The following is a 23409-nucleotide window of genomic DNA, read 5'->3' on the forward strand; positions in this document are numbered from 1 at the left end:
TACTAGACCGCTTGGAGCAGGCTCAGGACAAGTGGGTGTCACGCTCGCGCAGTTCGGCGAACTGTTCGATGCTGCCGATATTGATGACGACTGGATTCAGGCTCGCACCCGGCGACATCGAGCGCCAGGCGAACTGCCATTCCTTTTCGCGCGACATGCCCAAGTTTTTGGAAAATGCGGCGCCCAGCGGCGAGCGCGCGCCGTATTCCACCTGCCCGTCAATGCCGGCCCAGTTGGGCAGTGCGCGTTGCACCGCGCGATGAAGGCGTTCGCCGAACAACTCGGTGTTGTGAATCACCAGGCAACGGTCGGCAGGGCTGAACACGTCGAACAGCTGCTTGTCCCATACGGTCGAGAAGGACAATGCCAGGAAGCCGCCGTCAGGCAGGAGGCGGAACTGGCCGCGCAGCGCGGCTTCGAGCTCGTCTTGCGGCGCATAGCGGTAAAGGGTCGGAGGGCGTTGATAGTCGTGCATGGGTAAACCATTCGAAAAGAGGCGCTAGCGGGACTGCTGGAGCGATAGCGTGTGCTGCAGGCGCATGAAGCGCGAAGCGATGAATATCTCGCGCAGGAAAAAAACGAAACTACTGATCAGGCCGAGCATCGCGAACACGAACAGCCCGGCAATGTATTGGTCCAGCCGCAGGTTGGTGGTGTCGCCAACGAACAGCAGGGCAATGACGAGGCAGATCATGAGGCCGCAGGCGGTGCTGGAGGTGATCGCGGTGTTGATCAGGTGCGCACGCACGTACAGCGTCTCGCGCTCGGTGAAGTATTCGTCGTTGGCGCCTTCCTTGAGGCGTTCGTCGAGCACCCGGGTGCGATCGATGATGCGCGCCAGGCGGTTGGTCAGGACCGTCAGCTTGGTTGCCACGCCCGTCAGCAGGAAGACCGGCGCGATCGCCAGCTGGATCACGTGGCCGATGTCGCTGATCTGGATATTCATGGGAACACGTCAATAATTGTTATGGCCCTAGTGTAGCAGCCGGCGCCTGCCGCCCGCCAGTTGCAGGCACTAATCAAAGCGGCCGTGGCGCTTGAACTGTTCGGTGGCGTTCACCAGCGCCCGGGCGATGCCGGTCTCGAGGGCGCCGTGGCCGCCGTCGGGAATCATGTGCAGCTTCGCGCCCGGCCAGGCCTGGTGCAGGCGCCAGGCCGACAGCGGCGGGCAGATCACGTCGTAGCGGCCCTGCACGATGGTGGCCGGCAGGTGGGCGATGCGGCCGATGTCGCGCACCAGCTGGTCTTCGTCCAGGAAGGCGCCGTGCAGCATGTAATGCGACTCCAGGCGGCCGACGCCGAGGTCGAGCGCGTCCGACGAAGGTTCGTCCGGCTGCGGCAGCAGGAACACGCGCCGGCCTTCGAAGCGGCTCCAGGCGCGCGCGGCCGGCCAGTACACGTCGGGATCGTTGCACAGCAGGCGCTCGCAATAGGCCTTGAGCAGGTCGCCGCGCTCGGCCTGCGGGATCGGCGCCACGAATTCCTCGTACAGCTCCGGATAGAACCACTTGACCCCGTTGATGAACCAGTCGACTTCGGCCTTGGTGCACAGGAAGATCCCGCGCAGTACGAAGCCGAGGCAGCGCTCGGGGTGGGCCTGGCCGTAGGCCAGCGCCAGGGTCGAGCCCCAGGAGCCGCCGAACACCAGCCACTGCCTGATCCCGAACATCTGCCGCAGGCGCTCGATGTCGTCGATCAGCAGCTGGGTCGTGTTGTTGCGCCATTCGCCCAGCGGCGTCGACTTGCCGGCCCCGCGCTGGTCGAACAGGATCACGCGGTAGGCGCTCGGGTCGAAGAAGCGCCTGTGCTGCGGCGACAGTCCGGCGCCCGGCCCGCCATGCAGGAACAGTACCGGGATGCCGTTGGGGTTGCCGACTTCTTCCCAATAGATCGTGTGCAGCTCGTCGACGGCGAGCATGCCGTGGCGGATGGGCTGGATCGGCGGGAAAAGGGACGGCGGTGTGGCAGGCATGGGACTCTACTCTCTCGGCGGGCTGGAAGCCGATTGTAGCTTAGAGCCTATCCTTTCAGAAGAAGGTATTCAGCGCCTGCGTCACGTTGTAAGCGTCGTCCACGGCCAGCAGCAGCTGCCACTTGTCGAAGGTGGTGCACGGATGCGAAATGCCGCAGCCGACCAGGTCGCCCACGCGCAGGCTGTCCCGGATGTCGCCTTCCGGCAGCGACAGGTAGGCGTGCTGGTCGTTCATCTTGAAAATCTCGCAGCCGGCCGGCAGCGCCGTCGGCTGGCCTGCCTCGCTGCCAGGGCAGTGCATGAACAGCGGCGTCGGCAGCGCTTCGTCGTAACCCGCGTCGCGCTTGCCCATCGTGAGGATGGCCAGGCCCGGCTCGGGGCGCGACTGCACCATACTCCACACTTCCAGCGCCGGGCGCAGGCCTTCGCCATGGGCTTCGCGCGCGTCGAGCTGGGCCAGCAGGCGTCGATAGGAACCATGGTCGCTGGTCAGGTAGCAGCCGCTGCGCAGTACAGGGCGCACCGGCCGCGACAAGCCTTCCATGCCCGCGAAACCGCGCGCCACCAGGTCGAAATACGAGGAGCCGCCGGCGGAAATCAGGATCTCGGCAGCGCCGAACAGGGCTTCGCCGTCGGCCGTTTCCACCAGGTCCACCAGCTCGGCCAGGAAGGCCTTGACGGCGCGGATGTCGGCCTCGCGATCCTGGGTCACCAGCAGGCCCTCGTAGCCTTCGAAACCGGCCAGCACCAGGCCTTCTGCGCCTGCGACCACGCGTGCCACCGCCAGCGCCTCTTCCGGCGTGCGGCAGCCCGCACGCTTGCCGGCCAGGCCGAGTTCGACCAGCACCGGCAGCGGGCGGAGCAGACTGCGCGTAGTGACGGCTTGCGACAAGCGTGCTACGCCATCCAGCGAGTCGGCCAGCACGAAGCATTCGAAATCCGGATCGTCATGCAGCAGCGCCAGCACGGCCTCGATATCGGCGCGTGCCACCAGCTGGTTGGCCAGCAGTACACGGCGCACGTTAAAGCGGTGGGCCATCTGGACTTGCGTGGCGCTGGCCAGCGTGATGGCCCACGCGCCGTTGGCCAGCTGGGCCGCGAACAGCTGCGGGCTCATGGTCGTCTTGCCGTGCGGGGCCAGCGTGACGCCATGGCGGACGCAGAAGTCGCGCATCCAGGCCAGGTTATAGACCAGCGCCGATTCCTTCAGCAGCGCTACCGGGAAGGAGGTGTCGCCACGCAGGATATTCCAGCCCTGCACGCCAACCGCGCCCTGGCGCAGCGGCTCGGTGATCGGCAAGCCTTTGGTGCCGGGCAACAAAACCTGTTCTTCAAGACTGGATAGATTCAATCCATCGCGCGGTAATGATCGAATACTCATCCGGCAACCTGCTCATCAATTCATTTAAGAAACAAAAACTTCAAAAGCATTCATTGCAGAGAGTACAGTGAATTAAGGTTTTCCTTATGCATGGCAAGGCTCTGCATGATCATTGCGTAGCCAATCATACCGCTCCAGATAGCACGCATGCACATGGTTTTTTCGCCGTAATGACGGGAAGTTGAACTCTCTGAATCATAAATTCTAGCTTGCGTGACCCACATCAGTCATGCTCAGCCACGATGGAGCGCCATTCGGCAACTAGGCGCGACAGTTCCCGGTATGTCTGTCCTTCGACTGGGAGTGCGGAAACTTTAAGCGGTGCCTTCCATTGAGACGCATGAACTTCTCCGAGTCTGTTATCCAAAACAAGGCGGGTGCCATCTGCATACGTGTATCCCAGTGCCTCCGGCGACTTCAGACTGCCAATGTAGTGAAGGACGGAAACGCTGGATGCCGGCTCGGATGAAGCAGGAGGGACATAGCTGCCTCCAATTCCCTTCAGCATCGAGTCAGCAAGCCGCGTCCCACCCAGCAATGAGGCGAATTCCGGCAATCGGCGGTTGGCGACCAACAGGGTATGCATCTGGGTAGTGGTGATTTTCACCCCATGTCCAAGAATCCCATCTTCAAACAGGGATTCGCCATGATCGCCAGAAACGACGAACAGGGTGTTATCGAACACATCCAGTTTTCTGAGTCGGTCAACCAGTTGTCCAGTCGAGGCATCCGAACTTGCAACGGCGTTCAAATACGTCAGCTTGAGTTGCGCACGCTTTTCTCGCGAGATTTCTGCACGTTCGATCGGGACTATTCCCGGGAGCAAAGGCATTCCCTTATGGTAATAGGGGAAATGAGCAGCTTGAAGATTGACATACATGAATACGGGACGTTTCCAATCGATCTCGGAGGAGATCTTGTCAAACTGCTCAATGATTCTCTTGTTCGATAGCGTCAGGCTGCCCGCCGCAGCGGAACTGAACACGCGCTCGTTCTTGGCCGAGCGGGCATCGAAGAAGATATCGGCCGTTCGCTCCATGCCCGTGTCGCGTGCGACATCACCAAATGACTCATCTTGCCCGGACAACACAACAATTTGATAACCATGCTTCTTGAGCACTTCGAACAGCGTGCCCTGGAATGGCCGATCCTTGCCTAGCGATCCATTGAAAATAGCTTTTAGCGATGAAGTGGAGTATCCCGTATGGCTGAAGTATTGATTAGCTGCCCCACCGAGGCTGGCCAGCATGCGGAACGTAGGAGTAACCGGTTTGCCTTCGATCGAGGCGTCGATCACGTCGGCACGGGCGCTTTCAGACACCACCAGGACGAGGTTATCCTTGCGACCGGCGAAAGTGATCTCGGACGGCTCTGGCTTTACCAGCGGACGAAGATTGCGGCTCATCACCTCGATCGTCGTCGGCACCTCCGGACGCCATAATGTATTGACTTCGTTGGCGAACCAGTACGGCGTGACAGCCCGTAGATGTCGGCTTGCCATCGCCTCGTTGCTCGCCACGTAGGCCAGCGAGCAAAGCGCAACGAACGATAACATCGCCATGCACGCGAAATAGCGTTTGGTATCGGCTCCGCCGCGGGCGGCCCGCCCGGTCGACATCCGTTTTCTCAGCCGACGATAGAGCAGCCACGCAGCCAAGCCAATGACGCCCGCAACGATCAGGAATAAGCGGCTATCCTCGAGCGAATACAGCAGCGCACCGCTCAAATTACCACCGCCGAGATTGCGCAACACGGCCAGGCTGACGAAATCGCCGAAGTAGCTCAAGACCTTGTATTTGGCGGCCAAGACCAGCGCACTGCCTACACCATAAATGACGACAAACTGATAAACCCTCACTAATCCAGTGCTGCGTGGGCCCGATATCAGTCTCAACAGGTACCAGCAAATGCAGGCAAGTGATAACTCCAGGGAAAAAATAATTCCACAGAAATACAATCTGTCGGAAATATTGATGATTGGGTTTGCCTGAAGGTATCCGCCAGTAAAGATATTATATTTTCGCTCAAGAAGCGCAATATCCAGCAGCATGACGACCAATGCTGCAAGAGGAATCATCACATTCACATTTTCCCAGTCTGGAAATGCTTTTTTGGTTTTCTTTTCCATACCTAAGGAATTTTTTTAAAAATAGGCTTGCGCATCTGGACTTCAATGAAGTGGAGCAATTGCTCAGCGAGCGCAATTCAAGCGCCCACTCGTGTTAATAGAGAATAACTGTCAATGGCTGCAGGCAGCCTACGCGCTACGAGCCTTCACCGCCACGCTGCCAGAATACGTTTTGCGTGCATTGATGAAATTTCGTGCCGGGAGCTCAATGAACTTGTAGCTCAAATGTGCAAGCAACAGGATCAATACCTCAAAGGCCAGCAGCGCCACCAAGAAATAAGCAAGCTGTTCGCCGTCAGACCAGGTGTGCTCGCCTTTGAGTTTCAGCATGATCTTCGCCATGACATGCAGCAGCAGTGTGTGCCAGAGATAGATCGAATAAGAGATATCCCCCAGCCAGATCAGGATTGGATGGTGAAGCCAATCCCGCTGGTCCACGTCATTGCTGGAGACATACACCAGCGAGCAAAAACCGATAAAGGCCAGGATATCCGAGACAGGAGATGGCAAGCAGGCCAACACGATGAAGATTGCTACGAGAATCGCCAGGTTGATCCTGCGGGCCAGTCGTACGCCGCGATGCGTAAGGAAGATCGTGTAAAGGCAGGCCCCAGCAGTAAAGCCGATCAGGCAACGAACGAATGCGAGGCCTACGGTAATACTCATACTCCCATGGTAAGTAGCCAGCAGGATAAACGAGGCGATACTCATGCCCAATGCCAGCACCGCCGCACCAGCGCGGATATATCGCTGGGCGAACACCGCGACAAACGGAAACAGGACATATGTCCACCATTCGACGCTGATCGACCATGACGGAATGTTCCAGGTTGTATGATCAAACATCCCGAGTGCATGCACCAGGAAAGCATTTGCCAGGATCGACCACTCCGGGTTCTCGGTGGTTTGCTTGATTCCAATCGAAGCCAATCCAACATAAATAGCCAGCAAAACAAGATGCAAAGGATAAATGCGTGCAAATCTCGCACGCATGAACTTCATATATCCCGATATACTCACATCAACACTGAAAGCCCGGCCATAGACATGGCACATTACGAAGCCGCTCAGAATGAAAAAGAAATCGACAAACAAATAACTGTGATGCGAAAACCGATAAAAATATTCCCATTTTTCGAGCGCTGGGAACACCACGATCCATACAGTGACAAGATGCACCATCAAGGTGCAAAGCGCGGCCAGGCCGCGTAGCGAGGTCAATGCGTCGAAGCGGTAGGTAGCGTCGATGTCACGGCGGGCAATGGTTGGAGCACTGATACCATCAGTAATAGCCATAATATTCTTTAAGGTGAGTGGAACTACAGCTGACAACCAGCACATGCGCCCTGCGCATAAACGGATCTGGGTACGCAATTCATGTGGAGCCTGCTAGGCACATCCCCGCAACTTGGTGATGATTCACGACCTTCTATCGGTGTTATTTTCACATTTCACGGAATGAAAATTAACAATTGACGACAGAGGGCCTCTCTAGAATGTTAGCGCTTTGCTAGCTGGACAGTATAGTCTACCCCCTTTTCATGTCTTGAAACATGTTTGTCATACTTGTACAACAGACATGATTTATTTTGCACCTACACCATGCGCATGCCGCGGAATCCGGGCGGAGGAAGGGTCTGGAAGACGAAGCGATGCAAAACGGCCCGGACGATTACTCGTCCGGGCCGTCGTCAAACGCCGTATCTAATAAGCGCGTGAGCAATTACTGCATGTGCTGGCCGCCATTGATGGCGATATTGGCGCCAGTGACAAAGGCTGCCTCTTCCGACGACAGGTAAGCCACCAGGCCGGCGACTTCTTCCGGCTTGCCCAGGCGGCCCATCGGAATCTGCGGAATGATCTTGCTTTCCAGCACTTCGCTCGGGATATCCATCACCATCTTGGTGCCGATGTAGCCCGGCGAGATGGTGTTGACGGTGACGCCCTTGCGCGCCACTTCCAGGGCCAGGGCCTTGGTGAAGCCGTGCATGCCGGCCTTGGCCGCCGAATAGTTGGTCTGGCCGAAGGCGCCCTTCTGGCCGTTCACCGACGAGATGTTGATGATCCGGCCCCAGCCGCGTTCGACCATGCCGTCGCAGACCGGCTTGGTCATGTTGAACACGGAATCCAGGTTGGTCTTCATGACCGCGTCCCAGTTCGGCTTGTCCATCTTCTTGAAGGTCATGTCGCGCGTGATGCCGGCGTTGTTCACCAGCACGTCGACCGGGCCGACTTCCTGCTCGACCTGGCGCACGCAGGCCTGGGCCGAATCGTAATCGGCCACGTCGCAGGGATAGGCCCGGAAGTCGTAGCCCTGCTCTTTCATCTGGCTCAGCCAGCTCTCCGCCTTCTTGTTCCCCGGCGAATACGTAGTGACGACCTTGTAACCCAAAGCGGCCAGCTTGATGCACACCGCTTCGCCCAGACCGCCCATGCCGCCCGTCACCAATGCTACTCGTGCCATTGTCTTCTCCAGTTTTGTTGTCAGTCACTGCTGTTCGAGGGACGGCCCTGGGCCGTCCCGGGTATCGCTTCAGTCGCGCTCGACCGCCAGCGCCACGCCCATGCCGCCGCCGATGCACAGGCTGGCCAGGCCGCGCTTGGCGTCGCGGCGCACCATCTCGTGCAGCAGGGTTACCAGCACGCGGCAGCCGGAGGCGCCGATCGGGTGGCCCAGTGCGATCGCGCCGCCGTTCACGTTGATCTTCGAGGTATCCCAGCCCATTTCCTTGTTGACCGCGATGGCCTGGGCGGCAAACGCCTCGTTGATTTCCATCAGGTCGATGTCTTCATGGGTCCAGCCGGCCTTCTTCAGGCACAGCTGGGTGGCCGAGACCGGGCCCATGCCCATGATCGACGGGTCCAGGCCGGCCGATGCGTAGGCCTTGATGCGCGCCAGCGGGGTCAGGCCCAGCTCTTTCGCCTTCGAGGCGCTCATCATGATGACGGCCGCGGCGCCGTCGTTGATGCCGGAGGCGTTGCCGGCGGTGACGCTGCCTTCCTTGTTGAAGGCCGGACGCAGGCCGCTCAGCGCTTCGAGGGTCGAGCCGTGCTTCGGATATTCGTCGGTGTCGAAGATGGTCGGGCCCTTCTTGGACGGGATCTCGACGGGGATGATCTCGTCCTTGAACTTGCCGGCCTTCTGGGCGGCTTCGGCCTTGAGCTGCGACTGCAGCGCGAATTCATCCTGCTCGGCGCGCGACACGTCGTACTTGCGCGCCACGTTCTCGGCGGTCACGCCCATGTGGTACTGGTTGTACACGTCCCACAGGCCGTCGACGATCATGGTGTCGACCAGCTTGGCGTCGCCCATGCGGAAACCGTCGCGCGAGCCGTTCAGCACGTGCGGCGAGGCGCTCATGTTTTCCTGGCCGCCGGCGATGACGATCTGGGCGTCGCCGCACTTGATGGCCTGGGCCGCCAGGTGGGTGGCTTTCAGGCCGCTGCCGCAGACCATGTTGATGGTCTGGGCCGGCACCATGTCGGGCAGCCCGCCCTTGATGACTGCCTGGCGGGCCGGGTTCTGGCCGGCGCCGGCGGTGAGGACCTGGCCCATGATCACCTCGCTGACCGAGGCGGGATCGATGCCGGTCTTGGCCAGCAGTTGGCGAATCACGTGCGCGCCGAGCTCGGCGGCAGGTATCTTGGCCAGCGTGCCGCCGAATTTACCGACAGGCGTGCGGCCGGCGGCCACGATGACGACATCTTCCATGTTGCTCTCCCTAGTTCCCGGTCTGGCCGGGGAATGTTAAAACTGAAGACGGCTGGGCCGAAAAGCATGCATCTTACGGTTTGCGCAAAGCCCATGTTTAATCGAAATCAATCTTATCAGCTTATTCACCGATTACAACCGCGCCATGACAGGCTGTCACCATCTTGCGCGCATATTTTTGAACGTGCATCACTCGGTCGTGGCAACACTCATTTCTACTAGGAATCATGCGTACGTAAATGTCCTTTCGGTCAAATTTCACAGTAGAATGCACGAGCGCAACGCCAACCAGACCGTTTTATGCTGAAGACCCCATCCTCTCTGCCCATCGAAATCAAGATTTCCACGGTCGTCGCCATTTCGACGATCCTGCATTCGGCCGACCCGGGCACGATCGACGCGGCACTGAACCAGATGACCGGCGGGGTCTCGGACTTCTTCGAGGACGAGTTCGCGGTGATCGACATTGCCGCCATCGCCCATGAGGCGCCGGTCATCGACTGGCCGGCCCTGGTGGCGCTGCTGAAGAAATACCGGCTCAATGCGGTGGCCGTGCGCGGCGCCGGCCCGGAAATGGCGGACGCGATCCGCGCCCATGGCCTGTCGCTGGATGATGGCTCGAGCGGCGTGCGCGCCCCTGAAACGAAAGAAGTGCCGGCAGCGGCGGCGCCGGTCCCGGCACCCATGCCTGAGCCCACCCCGGCGCCCACGCCGGCGCCTGAACCTGCCCCGGCGCCCGCGCCGGTGGCGGCCATGATCATCGACACCCCGGTGCGTGCCGGCCAGCGCGTCTACGCGCGCGGCACCGACCTGATCATCACCGCGGTCGTCAACAATGGCGCGGAAATCATCGCCGACGGCAGCATCCACGTGTACGCGCCCCTGAACGGCCGGGCACTGGCGGGCGCCTCCGGGAATCCGGAAGCGCGCATCTTTGCCCTGTCGATGCAGCCGGAACTGGTGTCGATCGCGGGCGTGTACCGTACCTTCGACGACGGTTTCCCGAATGACCTGACGCGCCAGCCGGCGCAGATCAAGCTGGTCGGCGACCGGCTGGCGATCTCGTCGCTGGCGCCGGCATCCCGCGCATGAACCTTCGACCGCAGATACTGCTAGAACTGTAAAGGACCTTTTTGTGGCAAGAATTATTGTTGTGACGTCCGGCAAGGGCGGTGTGGGCAAAACCACTTCGAGCGCAAGCTTTTCCAGCGGCCTGGCCCTGCGCGGCCACAAGACCGCGGTCATCGACTTCGACGTCGGCCTGCGCAACCTCGACCTGATCATGGGTTGCGAACGCCGCGTGGTCTACGACCTGATCAACGTGATCAACGGCGAGGCGACCCTGAATCAGGCGCTGATCAAGGACAAGCATACCGACAACCTGTTCATCCTGCCGGCCTCGCAGACGCGCGACAAGGAAGCGCTGAGCGAAGACGGCGTCGAGCGCGTGCTGAACGATCTGGTCAAGATGGGCTTCGAATTCATCATCTGCGACTCGCCGGCGGGCATCGAGCACGGCGCGCTGATGGCGCTGACCTTCGCGGACGAGGCGATCATCGTTACCAACCCGGAAGTGTCCTCGGTGCGCGACTCGGACCGCATCCTCGGCATCCTGCAAGCCAAGTCGCGCCGCGCCCAGAGCGGTTCGGAGCCGGTCAAGGAACACCTGCTGATCACCCGCTACTCGCCGAAGCGCGTGGAAGCCGACGAAATGCTGTCCTACCAGGACGTGCAGGAAATCCTGCGCATCCCGCTGATCGGCATCATCCCGGAATCGGAATCGGTGCTGCATGCCTCGAACCAGGGCAATCCGGCGATCCATTTCAAGGGCACCGACGTGGCCGAGGCCTACGAGGACGTGATCGCCCGCTTCCTGGGCGAAGAGCGTCCGCTGCGTTTCACCAACTACGAAAAGCCGGGCCTGTTCCAGCGTATCTTTGGAGCCAAGTGATATGGCACTTCTCAACTTTCTGTTTCCGGAGAAAAAGAAGAGCGCTTCAGCCGCCAAGGAACGCCTGCAGATCATCATCGCCCGCGAGCGCAGCAGTGTGACCGGTCCGGACTTCCTGCCGGCCCTGCACCGCGAGCTGATCGAGGTCATCTCGAAATACACCAAGGTCAGCGCGGACGACATCAAGATCTCGCTCGACCGCCAGGGCAACCTGGAAGTGCTGGACGTGAACGTGGTGCTGCCGGATGCCTGAGCGCGCCACGTCCCGATAAACAAATGCCCGCTTAAGCGGGCATTTGTTTATCCGCCTGCGCCGTCCCCGCATCGATCACCTGCAGCTTCTGCAACTCGCGCGCCACCTTGGCGCAGGCCTCCACGTGCTGGTAGCCCATCTTGCGGAACAGGGCGAAGCCGATCGCCGCCGAGGCCACCTGCCCCGCGACCGGCACCACCTTGGCCACCGTCTTGGCCGCGATCTTCACGCCGGCGCGCTTGAACAGCACCAGCACCAGCCGCTTGGTCACCAGCTTCCCCACCAGCATGCCGCCGACCGAAGCCGCCGCCTGGTAGGCCAGTACCCGCAGGCGCGGATGCAGGCGCTCGATCTGTTTCTGGCTCAGGCCAAATTCCTTGTTGACCTCTTCCACCAGCAGCGTAAAGGTGCTCAGGTCCGACAGCACGTCCAGGCCCGGCAACGGTACCGCCGCCACCCCGGCCGATACCAGCGCCCGCTTGCGCACCATCTCGCGGCAGCGCTCGCGCACCACCTCGATCTCGGCCCCGCTCACCGGCGTCGCCGGCGATTCGGGCGCGACGAGGTCTTTATTTTTGCGTCGAAACAACATATCGCCTCCCGGTAACTTCGTACCGACAAGTGTAACGCGCGGCCCGGGTTCGCTTGAACACAACACAACGGCGTTTCCTGCAGAAAATCTTTATTTTGCTGTAGCGTTATTTTGTAAAAGTCTGCTATATTCGGTTTAACCCTTGTAGGAGCCTTCCTACAAGGCTAACCTGACCAGTAGATGTCCCATGAAGATTGCCGTTCTCGAACAAGACCGCAGCCAGGCTGAACTCATTTGCCAGGTGCTGACTGCCGCGGGCCACAGCTGCCAGCCGTATGACAGCGCCAAGGAATGCCTCGCGCAACTGCGCAAGGAAAATGCCGACATGCTGGTCATGGACTGGAACGTCCCCGACATGGAAGGCGTCGAAGTGCTGCGCCGCGCCAAGGAAAAGATGGCGGCCAACGCGCCTGTCATTTTCCTGGTCGGTAACAATGCCGAAGACGACATCATCGCCGGCGTCACCGCGGGCGCCGACGATTACCTGGTCAAGCCGCTGCGCCGCGGCGAGCTGGTGGCCCGTGTCTCGGCCCTGCTGCGCCGCGCCTACCCGTCGCAGAACAGCGCCGAGCAGCTGCAGTTCGGTCCGTTCACCTTCGAGACCCGCCCGGGCCGCCTGCTCAAGGACGGTTCGATCATCGACGTCACCCAGAAGGAATTCTCGCTGGCGCTGCTGTTCTTCCGTAACATCGGCCGTCCGCTGTCGCGCGCCTACATCCACGAATCCGTGTGGGTACGCGATACCGACGTGCCTTCGCGCACCATGGACACCCACGTCTCGCGCGTGCGCAACAAGCTCAGCCTGCGTCCGGAAAACGGCTTCCGCCTGGTGCCGGTCTACAGCTACGGCTACCGCCTGGAAAAGCTGGGCGCCTGATCATTGCGTCAACACGGGCGGCCGGCCCCGGCCGTCCGCTGAAACCCTTCTCGCACAAGGGTATAATGGGTGCATACCTGTCGACCCCGTCCCACCATGCAACTGCTTGCCGTTGGCCTGAACCACACGACCGCACCGGTCTCGCTGCGCGAGCAGCTGGCGCTCGCGCCTGACCAGCTCGGCAAGGCGGTGCAGGCGGCGCGCAGCTGGTTCGCACGCCAGGGCGCGCATGGCGCTTCGGGCAACGAGGCGGCCATCCTCTCGACCTGCAACCGCACCGAGATGTATGCGGCCAGCGACATCGCCAATCCGCTCGACGCCTCGGCCCAGTTCCTGGCCCACTACCACGCGCTGAACTTCGCCGAACTGCGCCCGCATCTCTACATGCTGCCGCAAGACAGTGCGGTGCGCCACGCCTTCCGCGTCGCCTCCGGGCTCGACTCCATGGTGCTGGGCGAGCCGCAGATCCTGGGCCAGATGAAGGACGCGGTGCGCACCGCCGAGGAAGCCGGCGGCCTGGGCACCTACCTGCACCAGCTGTTCCAGCGCAGCTTTGCCGTGGCCAAGGAAGTGCGCAGCACCACCGAGATCGGCGCCCACAGCGTCTCGATGGCGGCGGCCGCGGTGCGTCTGTCGCAGCGCATCTTCGACCGCATCGCCGACCAGCACGTGCTGTTCATTGGCGCCGGCGAAATGATCGAACTGTGCGCCGCCCACTTCGCGGCCCAGAACCCGAAATCCGTCACCATCGCCAACCGCACCATGGAGCGCGGCCAGCAGCTCGCCACGCGCTACAACGGCGAGGCGATCCGCCTGGCCGACCTGCCCGAGCGCCTGCAGCATTTCGACATCGTGATCTCCTGCACCGCCTCGTCGCTGCCCCTGATCGGCCTCGGCATGGTCGAGCGCGCGATCAAGGCGCGCCGCCACCGACCGGTGTTCATGGTCGACCTGGCCGTGCCGCGCGACATCGAACCCGAAGTCGCGCGCCTGGACGACGTGTTCCTGTATACCGTGGACGACCTTGCCCAGGTGGTCCAGACCGGCATCGAGAGCCGCCAGGCCGCCGTGGCCCAGGCCGAAGCCATCATCGAAACGCGCGTGCAGTCCTTCATGCACTGGGTCGGCGACCGCGCCATGGTGCCGGTCATCCGCGACCTGCACGAATCGAGCGAAGCGCTGCGGCTGGCCGAACTCGAACGCGCACGCAAGCTGCTGGCGCGCGGCGACGACCCCGAGGCCGTGTTAGAGGCGCTGTCGAAGGGCCTGGCCGCCAAGTTCCTGCACGGCCCCCAGCAGGCGCTGCACCACGCCCAGGGCGACGAGCGCGCCCGCCTCGCCAGCCTGCTGCCCCAGCTGTTCCGCGGCCGCCGTTAGCGGCCCTCTTCCTTTCGTCGTGCGCTTCACGCGAGGCGCGTTCCGGCCGCCCCGCGGCTATCTAGACTCTTTCGAATCCCATGAAACCATCCATGCTGGCCAAGCTGGAACAACTGGCCAACCGACTCGTCGAACTGGACGAACTCCTGATGTCCGAAGGCGCCACCGCCAACATGGACAGCTACCGCAAGATGACCCGCGAGCACGCCGAGCTCTCGCCCCTGGTCGCGCTGTACCGCCAGTACGGCGCGGCGCAGGAAGACATTGTGGCCGCCCAGGAGATGGCCCAGGATCCCGAGATGAAGGACTTCGCCCAGGAAGAAATCGAAGCCGCGAAAGCGCGCCTGGCCGACCTCGACCTCGAGCTGCAGAAGATGCTGCTGCCGAAGGACGCCAACGACGAGCGCAACATCTTCCTCGAGATCCGCGCCGGCACCGGTGGCGACGAGTCGGCCCTGTTCGCCGGCGACCTGCTGCGCATGTACAGCCGCTTCGCGGAGCGCAACCGCTGGCAGGTCGAGCTGGTGTCGGAGTCGCCCTCGGACCTGGGCGGCTACCGCGAAGTCATCGTGCGCATCATCGGCAACGGCGTGTACTCGAAACTGAAATTCGAATCGGGCGGCCACCGCGTGCAGCGCGTTCCCGCCACCGAGACCCAGGGCCGCATCCACACCTCGGCCTGTACCGTGGCCGTGATGCCGGAAGCCGACGAGGTCGAGGACGTGAACATCAACCCGGCCGACCTGCGCATCGACACCTACCGGGCCTCGGGCGCCGGCGGCCAGCACATCAACAAGACCGATTCGGCGGTGCGCATCACCCATCTGCCGACCGGTATCGTGGTCGAGTGCCAGGACGACCGCAGCCAGCACAAGAACAAGGCACAGGCGCTGAAGGTGCTGGCGGCGCGCATCAAGGACGTGCAGCTGCGCGAGCAGCAATCGAAGGAGGCGGCCACCCGCAAGAGCCTGATCGGCTCGGGCGACCGCAGCGAGCGGATCCGCACCTACAACTTCCCGCAGGGCCGCCTGACCGACCACCGCATCAACCTGACCTTGTACAAGCTGGACTTCATCATGGATGGTGACCTGTCGGAGCTGACCAATGCGCTGGCGGCCGAGCACCAGGCGGAACTGCTGGCCGCGCTCGGCGATTGATGGGTTAAGCAAAGATTAAGTAGCCATCGGGGCTTCATGCGAGAATGCCTCGTCTCGAACGAACTACACTACAAGAACCATGATGCTGCCATCCAACCGCCAGATCCTGTTCGCCATCTCCTCGATCTGCTTTGCCCTGATCGGCGTCGCCCTCTACCTGCAGCATGCCCACGACATGCTGCCCTGCCCGCTGTGCGTGATCCAGCGCTACATGTTCCTGGCGATCGGCGTGGCCAGCCTGGTGGCGGCCATCAGCGGCAAGGTGCGCGAAGGCACGGTGCTGGCCCTGCTGGCGGCGCTGGGCGGCCTGTATACGGTCGGCAAGCACCTGTACGTGATCGCCAACCCGGGCTTCAGCTGCGGCATCGACCCGATGGAGACCTTCCTCAACAAGATCCCCACCGCCGAATACCTGCCCTGGCTGTTCCGCGCCGACGGCCTGTGCGAAGGCGCCACCGACGGCATCATGGGCCTGGCGATCCCGCAGTGGTCGGCGATCTGGTTCGTGGTATTGACCGTGCTGCTGGCCTTCGTCCTGCTGCGCAAGAAACGCACATGACGCAAGCGATCCAGACCGGGGCGACCATCCGGCAGATGCTGGCCGCCTTGCCGCTCGAGCCGCTGGAAAACCGCATCCTGCTGTGCCACGCGCTGGGAGTGTCGCGTGTGGGCCTGATCACCCAGTCCGAACGTGCCTTGACCAGCGCGGAAGCCGCGCACCTGGACGCGCTGGTGCAGCGGCGCCTGGCCGGCGAACCGATCGCCTACATCGTCGGCGAACGCGAATTCTTCGGCCTGCCCTTCCGGGTCGGCCCGGGCGTCCTGATTCCGCGCCCCGACACCGAACTGATCGTCGAACTGAGCCTGGAGCGCCTGCCGCCGCGCGGCCGCCTGCTCGACATGGGCACCGGCAGCGGCGCCATCGCCGTGGCCTGCGCCCACTCGCGCCGCGATGCCAGCGTGACGGCGCTCGACCTCAGCGAAGAAGCGCTGGCCATCGCGCGCGCCAACGCCGCGGCCAACGGCGCGCAAGTGCGCTTCCTGCGCAGCGACTGGTTCGCCGCCATTGGCGAAGAACGCTTCGAACTGATCGCGTCCAACCCACCCTATATCGCCGCCGGCGACGCGCACCTGTCGCAGGGCGACCTGCGCTTCGAGCCGGTCGGCGCCCTCACCGACCATGCCGACGGCCTGACTGCGCTCCTTAACATCGTCGACGGGGCCCCCGATCACCTGGTTCCGGGCGGCTGGCTGCTGCTCGAGCATGGCTACGACCAGGCCGAGGCGGTGCGCGCCCTGCTGGCGGCGCGTGGTTTTCTTGAGGTACAAAGCTGGCGCGACCTGGCCGGCATCGAGCGTGTCAGCGGCGGCCGCCTATCCTGACGGGCGCGCCGCCGGGATCAGTCTTGCTAAAATGACCAGACCATTCCTTGGGTCCGGCATGCGCAAACTGTTCGCCTCGATCGTCCTGCTTGTTCCCTTCGTCTGCGGCGCCGCCGATACGACGACGGATGCCGCACGCCGGCTGTTCGAGCGCGAATGGCAGTGGCAGCTGCGCCAGCAGCCCGAGTATGCAACCACCATCGGCGAACACCGCTTCGATGCCAGCCTGAGCGACACCAGCCTGGCCGCCCGCGCCGCCGCCGCCGAGCACGCGCGCCAGGTCCTCGCCGAAATATGCCAGCTCGAGCGCGTGGAACTCGAGGGCCAGGACCGGATTTCCTACGACCTGTTCATCGCCCAGCGCGAACGCCTGCTGGCGGCCGACGCCTTCACGCCCTTCGATCCGCAGCCGCTGAGCAGCGTCGACGGCCTGCAGGTGCGCCTGCCGCGGCTGGTCGCCGCGATGCCCTTCACCAGCGAGCTGGATTACCGCAACTACCTGGGGCGCCTGGCCGCCCTGCCCGCGCACGTGGACGGCCTGGTCGAGCAGCTGCGCGCCGGGATGGCCGCCGGCTGGACCCAGCCGAAAACCGTGATGGCGCCGGTCCCGGCGGCCCTGCACGCGCTGCACGAGGAGATCGCCACGGGCCCGCTGTTCGCGCCCTTCCTGCGCATCCCCGCCACGATCGAGCCGGAGACAAGGGAAAAGCTGCTGGTGGACGGCATCTCGGCGCTGGCGAACGGCGCTCAGGCCCTGCACCGGCTGGAGGAGTTCGTGCGCACCGAATACCTGCCGGCGGCGCGCGAGACCCTCGGCGCTTCCAGCCTGCCCGGCGGCGCGGACTGGTATGCCTTCCTGGTGCGCCATGCCACCACCACGCGCCTGACTCCGGGCCAGGTGCACGAGATCGGCCTGCGCGAAGTCACCCGCCTGCGCGCCGAGATGGCCGCGCTGGTGCCGCGCACCGGTTTTCGCGGCAACCTGGCGCAGTTCCTGAGCTTCGCGCGCACAGACCGGCGCCTGTTCTTCCCGGACCAGGAAGCCCTGCTGGCCCGCTACCGCAAGGCCGTGGCGCGCGCCAGCGCGAAGCTGCCCCGGGTCGTGGCGACGGTGCCGGAAGCCGGCATCGCGGTCAAGCCGATGTCCGCGGAAGGCGCCGGCCAGCCGCTCGCCTATTATGAAGGCGGCAGCGAAGGCCGCAGCGCCGCGCTGGTGGTGAACGTGTCGCACCTAGGCCTGCGGCCGGCCTGGCAGGTCGACAGCGTGGCCCTGCACGAAGCCCTGCCGGGCCACCACCTGCAGGTGGCGCGCGCCCAGGAACTCGCGCTGCCGGCCTTCCGCCGCCACGCCTGGTACCAGGCCTTCGGCGAAGGCTGGGCCACCTATGCCGAGGGCCTCGGCCCGGAACTGGGCTTCTTCGGCGACCCGTTCTCGCGTTTCGGCCACCTGAACGAAGAAATGCTGCGCGCGGCGCGGCTGGTGGTGGATACCGGCATCCACACCCTGGGCTGGTCGCGCAAGGCGGCGATCGACTACCTGAACACCCACACCGCCAATCCGCCGCCGGATAACGAGGCGGAAGTCGACCGCATCATCGCCCAGCCGGCGCAGGCGCTCGGCTACAAGATCGGCCAGCTGCGCATCGCCGCGCTGCGCGAGCGCGCCGCCACCGTGCTGGGCCGGCGTTTCGACCTGCGCCGCTTCCACGACGTGGTGCTGGGGAACGGCGCCCTGCCACTGGACGAGCTCCAGCGCCAGGTCGAGCGCTGGATCACGGCCGAACAGGAGCCCGCCACCAGCAAAGCCGCCCCTCCCGTCCCTGCCGCCGGCCCCCGGAAAGAATGAGGCGGTCGCCGACGCACTCCGCATTTTTCGGTTACTCTCTGCTCCAATCGAATTGGTAGTAAAAGAAAGGAAACACCCGTGGGTATGCAACCAGAGTCGAACCAACTACAGCGCCGCCTGGCCCTGCTCGACGACGATGAGCACCGCGCCCTGCTCGGCCAGGGCCTGCGCGGCATCGAACGCGAAACCCTGCGCGTCGACCACAGCGGCCACCTGGCGCGCACCCCGCATCCGGTCGAGCTCGGTTCCGCACTGACCCATCCGCAGATCACCACCGACTATGCCGAAGCCCTGCTGGAATTCATCACGCCGGCCGAGCACGACATCTCCGTGGTGCTGAACCACCTGGACGCCATCCACCGTTTCGCGCATGCGCGCCTGAAGGACGAGATGCTGTGGAGCGTCTCGATGCCGGGCGAACTGCCGCTTGAAGAAGACATCGAGATCGCCTGGTACGGCAAGTCGAACATCGGCATGCTCAAGCACGTCTACCGCCGCGGCCTGGCGCTGCGCTACGGGAAGGCGATGCAGTGCATCGCGGGCATCCACTACAACTACTCGCTGCCGGAAAAACTGTGGCAGCTGGTGGCCGCCAGCGAAGGCATCACGGAAGAACGCCGCCATGCGCTGCGCGACTTCCAGTCCGAAAGCTACATCGCGATGATCCGCAACTTCCGTCGCTACAGCTGGCTCCTGATGTACCTGTTCGGCGCCACCCCGGCCCTGACCACCAGCTTCCTGCGCGGCCGCCCGCACAAGCTGGAAACGCTGTCCGACGACACGCTCTACCTGCCCTACGCGACCAGCCTGCGCATGAGCGACCTCGGCTACCAGAACGACGCCCAGTCCGGCCTGCGCCCGCACGAGAACAGCCTTGAGAGCTACGTCACCAGCCTGATGGCCGCCGTGAACACGCCCTACGAACCGTATGCGGCGCTCGGCACCAAGCGCGACGGCGAGTGGATCCAGCTCTCGACCAACGTGCTGCAGATCGAGAACGAGTACTACTCGACGATTCGTCCGAAGCGCGTGATCCGCACCGGCGAGCGTCCGGTGCAGGCGCTGTGCAACCGCGGGGTGCAGTACATCGAGGTGCGCTGCCTCGACGTCGATCCGTTCGAGCCGGTCGGCATCAGCCTGGAAACCGGCCGCTTCCTCGATGCCTTCCTGCTGTTCTGCGCCTTCGAGGAAAGCCCCCTGATCAGCGCCCACGAAGGCCAGGTCCATGCACGCAACTTCGCCCGTACCGTCAAGGAAGGCCGCGACCCGGCCCTGCTGCTTACCCGCGACGGCAATGACGTGCCGCTCAAGGACTGGGCGCTGGAACTGATCGAACGCATCCGCCCGGTGGCACAGCTGCTCGACGACCAGCACAACGAGGGCAATGTGCACGAGTCCTCGCTCAACCTGCAGAAGGCCAAGATCATCAATCCGGCGCTGACCCCGTCGGCGCGGGTGCTGGAAGAGATCCGCAGCCTCGGCTCGGCCACCGCCTTCGGCCTGCGCCAGAGCGAGCTGCATGCGGCGAGCTTCCGCGACAGCCCCTTGATGCCGGCCGAGGAAGCCCTGTTCGACGAACTGGCCCGCAAGTCGCTGGACGAGCAGGCCGCGATCGAAGGCCAGGACAGCGGCAGCTTCGACGATTTCGTCGCCGCCTACAACTGCAGCAAACTGTGTAGCAACCAATAAGCATCCTCTTGCCCGCGCATGCTCACGTTCTACAACGAACACCACGCCCAGCAAGCCGCCAGCGGCGCGACGGCGCCGTGGGACGAGCAGCCTGACGCGGTCGCGCTGACGCTGGCGGAATTCGAGCGGCGCGGCCTGGGGCGCATCGTGACGCCGCACGGCGTGCCGCTGGTCTCGCTCGAGCGCGTGCACACGCCGCGCTACCTGCACTTCCTGCGCACGGCCTGGGGCATGTGGAACGCGCTGGATGCATCGAACGCCGGCAAGCCGCTGCTGCCGGTCGTGTGGCCGCCGCGCGGCGCGGCGGGCGAGCCCGAACCGGAGAACTTCTTCGCCCGTCTCGGCCTGTTCGCGTCCGACAGCCGCACGCCCATCGCGGGCGGCACCTGGACCGCGGCCAGGCTGGGGGCCGACTGCGCCATCAACGCGGCGCACGCGCTGCGCGTGGGCGAGCGCGCCAGCTTCGCGCTGACCCGGCCCGCGGGCCAGCATGCGCGCGCCGAGGGCTACGGCGGCGGCTGCTTCCTGAACAATGCCGCACTGGCGGCCCAGCACCTGCTGGACGACGGCTTGGCGCGGGTGGCGATCCTCGACATCGCGCGCCACCACGGCCACGGCACCCAGGACATCTTCTATGCGCGCAGCGAAGTGCTGTTCGTGTCGATCCACCTCGACCCGCGCCAGGCCTACCCTTTCTATGCCGGCCATGCCGGCGAACAGGGCGTGGGTGCGGGGCTGGGCACCAGCATGAACCTGCCCTTGCTGCCGGATTGCGGCGGCGGCCCCTGGTTCGCGGCGCTGGAAACGGCCTGCGTCAAGCTGGCCATGTTCCGGCCCGAGGCCCTGGTGGTCTCGCTGGGCGGCCTCGCCCCGGGCTTCGGCCTGCAGGGCGGCGACTTCCTGCGCATCGGCGAGCGCATTGCCCATCTCGGCCTGCCCACCACCTTCGTGTTCGAGGGTGGCGGCACCGGCGCCGTCAGCATCCTCGAAGGTTTCGAAACCGCCGCGTGAGCATCCCGCCGCGCGGCCCCACCATCCCGATTTATCCCATGATCGACTGGCAGTTCTCCCATTTCAACGACCTCACTCCCGCCGAACTGTACGCCGTGCTGGCCCAGCGCCAGGACGTGTTCATCCTCGAGCAGACCTGCCTCTATCCCGACATCGACGGACTCGACCCGGTGGCGCACCACCTGCTGGGCTGGCGCACGGTCGACGGCGAGCGCCGGCTGGCCGCCTACCTGCGCGTGCTGGGCCCGGGCGTGAAATACCGGGAGATGTCGCTCGGCCGCGTCATCACGACCAGGGCCGCGCGCGGCAGCGGCGCCGGGCGCGCCCTGCTGCTTGAGGGCATTGCGCGCGCCGAAGCGCTCTATCCGGGCCACCGCATCCGCATCGGCGCCCAGCAATACCTGGAAAAGTTCTACCAGGGCTTCGGCTTCGAGACCGTCTCCGCGCCGTATGACGAAGACGGCATCATGCACATCGATATGCTGCGCTAGGAAAAGCGCAGGCTTTCCCGCTTGCCCGACTTGCGCCACCCCGCCAGCAGCACCAGTCCGGCCGTCAGCAGCGCATGGCTGCCCGGCTCGGGCACCGCGGAGACCGGGGCCGGCTGCACCGGCAGGCAATCGCCGTCCGGGCAGGCCTTGCCGAGGATGTGCTGGTCATCCTTGATCTCGTAAGGGAGGCTGTCCCAGCCGCCGAGACTGCCCGGGTCGACCATGGCCCCATCCCGGTACAGGAAAACGTGCCCGGTCCAAAGGGTATCAGCCTCTTCGCAGGTCAAGCTGCCAACGATGTCACCGTCACCGTGCATGGCCGAGTAGATGGGTTCTGCCATTGCCAGGACCGGGCAGGCCAGCAGGACCAGCAAGCAGCCGCGAAAAATTTTTCCATCCATGTTCGCTTTAGCCTTATCTGAATCACAAGCTTGAGGCATGCATGGATGGACACTCTGCGCTAGCTCAGGCGGGCTCAGAGCTCGAGCAGCACCGCGCGGCATTCGCCGTACAGGGTGCAGGCATAGGCGGCGATCTGCTGGGCGTCGTTGATGCCGACCGCATCGAGCACCGTCCAGATGCCGCGCTTGGCGACCAGGTCGTTCAGGTCATGCATCACGCCGTCGCGGTACAGGAAGGCGTGCGAAAAACTCGCGCCGGGCACGTGGTTCGCCTGGGTCGAGTAGCCGACCACCATCCCGGCATTGTTCAGGGCTCGCGCGTCGGTGTAGGGGCCGCCGAGCGAGCCGATGTCGAGCATCGCGCCGCCGCGGTACAGGAAGGCGTGCTGGACGTCGTCGTTCACGAAGCTCATGCCGGCCACCTCGCCGCGCTCGTTGATGGCCGCCGCCGTGCTGGTGGGGCCGCCGAGCGTGCCGAGGTCCTTCATCACGCCGTTCACGTATGTAAAGGCGTGCTGGGCCGTGAAACCGCGCAGGAAGGACATGCCGGCCACGGTGCCGGCGCCGTTGATCCCGGTGGCGCGCGCGACGCCGCTGCCGAGGCTGCCAATCGCGCTCATCTTGCCGCCGGAAACCACGAAGGCGCGGTCGTTGCCGTTGCGGTCCAGTGCATACCCGGCCACCTGGCCGCGCGCGTTGATGGCCGTGCCGAAGCTCGGCCGGCCGTTCAGCATGCCGAGGTCACGCAGCACGCCGCCCTGGTACATGAAGGCGTGGGACACCCCGTTCTTCGCCTCCGACGCACCGGCAACCTGGGCGTTCGCGCCGATGGCCGCGGCCGCGCTCCCGTTGCCGCCGAGCGTGCCCAGGCGCGTGGTCACGCCGCGCGCCCACAGGAAGCCGCGGCCGTCGGCGCCGACGCCCACGATGCGCCCACTGGCGTCGATGGCGTGGGGCGTGGTGTCGGGCGGGAGAAAAGTCATTTTGTAGAGAGTCTGGCTGTGCGCGGTCAGCGGAGCGGCAAGCGAGGAGGACAGCAGGAGGGCGAGCAGGGAATGACGCATGACTTTCCTTTGATGCTTGAGTGAAGAGGACTTTCAGCATCTCGAATAGCCGAGCCAGCAGGTTTGAGATAAATCAATGTCCAAAATCTCATTTCTTCAAAGCGTAATCGGGTTCTGGCTGAGT

General features: G+C 63.8%; 23 protein-coding genes. 12 read left to right on the top strand and 11 right to left on the bottom strand.

Annotated elements, in window-relative coordinates:
• Positions 1 to 22: 22 nt before the first annotated feature.
• From B2R83_RS18495 to B2R83_RS18530, 8 genes are all read right to left on the bottom strand, one after another.
• A complete protein-coding gene (locus B2R83_RS18495; RefSeq protein WP_292044107.1) occupies positions 23 to 475 on the bottom strand; it encodes a hypothetical protein in 453 nt (150 codons plus the stop codon).
• Between the two features lie 24 nt (positions 476 to 499).
• The gene (locus B2R83_RS18500; RefSeq protein ID WP_292044108.1) at positions 500 to 946 is read right to left on the bottom strand and encodes a DUF2721 domain-containing protein; all 447 of its coding nucleotides are present in this window, start codon (positions 944 to 946) and stop codon (positions 500 to 502) included.
• A gap of 69 nt (positions 947 to 1015) precedes the next feature.
• Positions 1016 to 1972 (bottom strand): prolyl aminopeptidase, encoded by a 957-nt coding sequence (gene pip, locus B2R83_RS18505; protein ID WP_292044109.1) that lies wholly within the window; start codon positions 1970 to 1972, stop codon positions 1016 to 1018.
• 55 nt (positions 1973 to 2027) lie between these two features.
• Positions 2028 to 3290, bottom strand: coding sequence for an amino acid deaminase (locus tag B2R83_RS18510; RefSeq protein ID WP_292044110.1), 1263 nt, complete (start codon positions 3288 to 3290; stop codon positions 2028 to 2030).
• Positions 3291 to 3576: 286 nt separating this feature from the next.
• Positions 3577 to 5481, bottom strand: coding sequence for an LTA synthase family protein (locus B2R83_RS18515; protein WP_292044111.1), 1905 nt, complete (start codon positions 5479 to 5481; stop codon positions 3577 to 3579).
• Positions 5482 to 5610: 129 nt separating this feature from the next.
• On the bottom strand, positions 5611 to 6777 hold the full coding sequence (locus tag B2R83_RS18520) for an acyltransferase family protein (RefSeq protein ID WP_292044112.1): 1167 nt from the start codon (positions 6775 to 6777) through the stop codon (positions 5611 to 5613).
• A 427-nt stretch (positions 6778 to 7204) separates the two neighbouring features.
• Positions 7205 to 7945, bottom strand: coding sequence for a beta-ketoacyl-ACP reductase (locus tag B2R83_RS18525; protein WP_209589437.1), 741 nt, complete (start codon positions 7943 to 7945; stop codon positions 7205 to 7207).
• Positions 7946 to 8014: 69 nt separating this feature from the next.
• A complete protein-coding gene (locus B2R83_RS18530; protein ID WP_036216757.1) occupies positions 8015 to 9193 on the bottom strand; it encodes an acetyl-CoA C-acetyltransferase in 1179 nt (392 codons plus the stop codon).
• A gap of 300 nt (positions 9194 to 9493) precedes the next feature.
• On the opposite strand from B2R83_RS18530, the gene minC reads away from it, so the two are divergent.
• From minC to minE, 3 genes are read left to right on the top strand one after another with little or no spacing between them, the layout of a single operon-like run.
• Entirely contained in the window at positions 9494 to 10285 is a 792-nt protein-coding gene (minC, locus tag B2R83_RS18535; RefSeq protein WP_292044113.1) for a septum site-determining protein MinC, read from the top strand.
• 43 nt (positions 10286 to 10328) lie between these two features.
• Positions 10329 to 11144 (top strand): septum site-determining protein MinD, encoded by an 816-nt coding sequence (minD, locus tag B2R83_RS18540; protein WP_027864593.1) that lies wholly within the window; start codon positions 10329 to 10331, stop codon positions 11142 to 11144.
• Position 11145: 1 nt separating this feature from the next.
• Positions 11146 to 11397 carry a cell division topological specificity factor MinE gene (gene minE, locus B2R83_RS18545; RefSeq protein ID WP_027864594.1) on the top strand — a complete coding sequence of 84 codons (252 nt, stop codon included), beginning with the start codon at positions 11146 to 11148 and terminating at the stop codon, positions 11395 to 11397.
• A 31-nt stretch (positions 11398 to 11428) separates the two neighbouring features.
• On the opposite strand, the gene B2R83_RS18550 is transcribed toward minE, so the two are convergent.
• On the bottom strand, positions 11429 to 11989 hold the full coding sequence (locus tag B2R83_RS18550; protein WP_292044114.1) for a hypothetical protein: 561 nt from the start codon (positions 11987 to 11989) through the stop codon (positions 11429 to 11431).
• 187 nt (positions 11990 to 12176) lie between these two features.
• On the opposite strand from B2R83_RS18550, the gene B2R83_RS18555 reads away from it, so the two are divergent.
• From B2R83_RS18555 to B2R83_RS18595, 9 genes are all read left to right on the top strand, one after another.
• Complete coding sequence (locus B2R83_RS18555; RefSeq protein ID WP_292044115.1) at positions 12177 to 12866, top strand: response regulator transcription factor; 690 nt, start codon at positions 12177 to 12179, stop codon at positions 12864 to 12866.
• A 96-nt stretch (positions 12867 to 12962) separates the two neighbouring features.
• Positions 12963 to 14243: a glutamyl-tRNA reductase gene (gene hemA, locus B2R83_RS18560; protein ID WP_209589432.1), complete on the top strand. Its 1281-nt coding sequence runs from the start codon at positions 12963 to 12965 to the stop codon at positions 14241 to 14243.
• 80 nt (positions 14244 to 14323) lie between these two features.
• On the top strand, positions 14324 to 15400 hold the full coding sequence (gene prfA, locus B2R83_RS18565; protein WP_292044116.1) for a peptide chain release factor 1: 1077 nt from the start codon (positions 14324 to 14326) through the stop codon (positions 15398 to 15400).
• An 85-nt stretch (positions 15401 to 15485) separates the two neighbouring features.
• Complete coding sequence (locus tag B2R83_RS18570) at positions 15486 to 15959, top strand: disulfide bond formation protein B (RefSeq protein WP_027864598.1); 474 nt, start codon at positions 15486 to 15488, stop codon at positions 15957 to 15959.
• Positions 15956 to 16783, top strand: coding sequence for a peptide chain release factor N(5)-glutamine methyltransferase (prmC, locus tag B2R83_RS18575; protein ID WP_292044117.1), 828 nt, complete (start codon positions 15956 to 15958; stop codon positions 16781 to 16783). Before B2R83_RS18570 ends, prmC begins: the two co-directional genes overlap by 4 nt.
• Before the next feature lie 58 nt (positions 16784 to 16841).
• A complete protein-coding gene (locus B2R83_RS18580; protein WP_292044118.1) occupies positions 16842 to 18629 on the top strand; it encodes a DUF885 domain-containing protein in 1788 nt (595 codons plus the stop codon).
• Positions 18630 to 18713: 84 nt separating this feature from the next.
• Positions 18714 to 20318 (top strand): glutamate--cysteine ligase, encoded by a 1605-nt coding sequence (gene gshA, locus B2R83_RS18585; RefSeq protein WP_292044208.1) that lies wholly within the window; start codon positions 18714 to 18716, stop codon positions 20316 to 20318.
• Positions 20319 to 20336: 18 nt separating this feature from the next.
• Positions 20337 to 21329: a histone deacetylase family protein gene (locus tag B2R83_RS18590; protein ID WP_292044119.1), complete on the top strand. Its 993-nt coding sequence runs from the start codon at positions 20337 to 20339 to the stop codon at positions 21327 to 21329.
• 38 nt (positions 21330 to 21367) lie between these two features.
• The gene (locus B2R83_RS18595; RefSeq protein ID WP_292044209.1) at positions 21368 to 21820 is read left to right on the top strand and encodes a GNAT family N-acetyltransferase; all 453 of its coding nucleotides are present in this window, start codon (positions 21368 to 21370) and stop codon (positions 21818 to 21820) included.
• Here the strand turns inward: B2R83_RS18595 and B2R83_RS18600 are convergent.
• Together B2R83_RS18600 and B2R83_RS18605 are read right to left on the bottom strand one after the other, a co-directional pair.
• On the bottom strand, positions 21817 to 22044 hold the full coding sequence (locus tag B2R83_RS18600; protein ID WP_292044120.1) for a PEP-CTERM sorting domain-containing protein: 228 nt from the start codon (positions 22042 to 22044) through the stop codon (positions 21817 to 21819). The genes B2R83_RS18595 and B2R83_RS18600 overlap by 4 nt on opposite strands.
• Positions 22045 to 22295: 251 nt before the next feature.
• The gene (locus B2R83_RS18605; RefSeq protein WP_292044121.1) at positions 22296 to 23285 is read right to left on the bottom strand and encodes a hypothetical protein; all 990 of its coding nucleotides are present in this window, start codon (positions 23283 to 23285) and stop codon (positions 22296 to 22298) included.
• Positions 23286 to 23409: the final 124 nt, after the last annotated feature.

Source organism: Massilia sp. UBA6681 (assembly GCF_002454935.1).
GTDB lineage: Bacteria > Pseudomonadota > Gammaproteobacteria > Burkholderiales > Burkholderiaceae_D > Telluria > Telluria varians.

Excerpts from the sequence above, each read along its gene's own strand:
- prmC (WP_292044117.1), top strand. The coding sequence starts at position 15,956 with ATGACGCAAGCGATCCAGACCGGGGCGACCATCCGGCAGATGCTGGCC.
- pip (WP_292044109.1), bottom strand. The coding sequence starts at position 1,972 with ATGCCTGCCACACCGCCGTCCCTTTTCCCGCCGATCCAGCCCATCCGC.
- B2R83_RS18600 (WP_292044120.1), bottom strand. The coding sequence starts at position 22,044 with ATGGTCGACCCGGGCAGTCTCGGCGGCTGGGACAGCCTCCCTTACGAG.
- gshA (WP_292044208.1), top strand. The coding sequence starts at position 18,714 with ATGCAACCAGAGTCGAACCAACTACAGCGCCGCCTGGCCCTGCTCGAC.
- B2R83_RS18525 (WP_209589437.1), bottom strand. The coding sequence starts at position 7,945 with ATGGCACGAGTAGCATTGGTGACGGGCGGCATGGGCGGTCTGGGCGAA.
- B2R83_RS18555 (WP_292044115.1), top strand. The coding sequence starts at position 12,177 with ATGAAGATTGCCGTTCTCGAACAAGACCGCAGCCAGGCTGAACTCATT.
- B2R83_RS18605 (WP_292044121.1), bottom strand. The coding sequence starts at position 23,285 with ATGCGTCATTCCCTGCTCGCCCTCCTGCTGTCCTCCTCGCTTGCCGCT.
- B2R83_RS18580 (WP_292044118.1), top strand. The coding sequence starts at position 16,842 with ATGCGCAAACTGTTCGCCTCGATCGTCCTGCTTGTTCCCTTCGTCTGC.
- minC (WP_292044113.1), top strand. The coding sequence starts at position 9,494 with ATGCTGAAGACCCCATCCTCTCTGCCCATCGAAATCAAGATTTCCACG.
- B2R83_RS18520 (WP_292044112.1), bottom strand. The coding sequence starts at position 6,777 with ATGGCTATTACTGATGGTATCAGTGCTCCAACCATTGCCCGCCGTGAC.
- prfA (WP_292044116.1), top strand. The coding sequence starts at position 14,324 with ATGAAACCATCCATGCTGGCCAAGCTGGAACAACTGGCCAACCGACTC.
- B2R83_RS18530 (WP_036216757.1), bottom strand. The coding sequence starts at position 9,193 with ATGGAAGATGTCGTCATCGTGGCCGCCGGCCGCACGCCTGTCGGTAAA.
- B2R83_RS18595 (WP_292044209.1), top strand. The coding sequence starts at position 21,368 with ATGATCGACTGGCAGTTCTCCCATTTCAACGACCTCACTCCCGCCGAA.
- B2R83_RS18500 (WP_292044108.1), bottom strand. The coding sequence starts at position 946 with ATGAATATCCAGATCAGCGACATCGGCCACGTGATCCAGCTGGCGATC.
- B2R83_RS18590 (WP_292044119.1), top strand. The coding sequence starts at position 20,337 with ATGCTCACGTTCTACAACGAACACCACGCCCAGCAAGCCGCCAGCGGC.
- minE (WP_027864594.1), top strand. The coding sequence starts at position 11,146 with ATGGCACTTCTCAACTTTCTGTTTCCGGAGAAAAAGAAGAGCGCTTCA.
- B2R83_RS18515 (WP_292044111.1), bottom strand. The coding sequence starts at position 5,481 with ATGGAAAAGAAAACCAAAAAAGCATTTCCAGACTGGGAAAATGTGAAT.
- B2R83_RS18495 (WP_292044107.1), bottom strand. The coding sequence starts at position 475 with ATGCACGACTATCAACGCCCTCCGACCCTTTACCGCTATGCGCCGCAA.
- B2R83_RS18550 (WP_292044114.1), bottom strand. The coding sequence starts at position 11,989 with ATGTTGTTTCGACGCAAAAATAAAGACCTCGTCGCGCCCGAATCGCCG.
- hemA (WP_209589432.1), top strand. The coding sequence starts at position 12,963 with ATGCAACTGCTTGCCGTTGGCCTGAACCACACGACCGCACCGGTCTCG.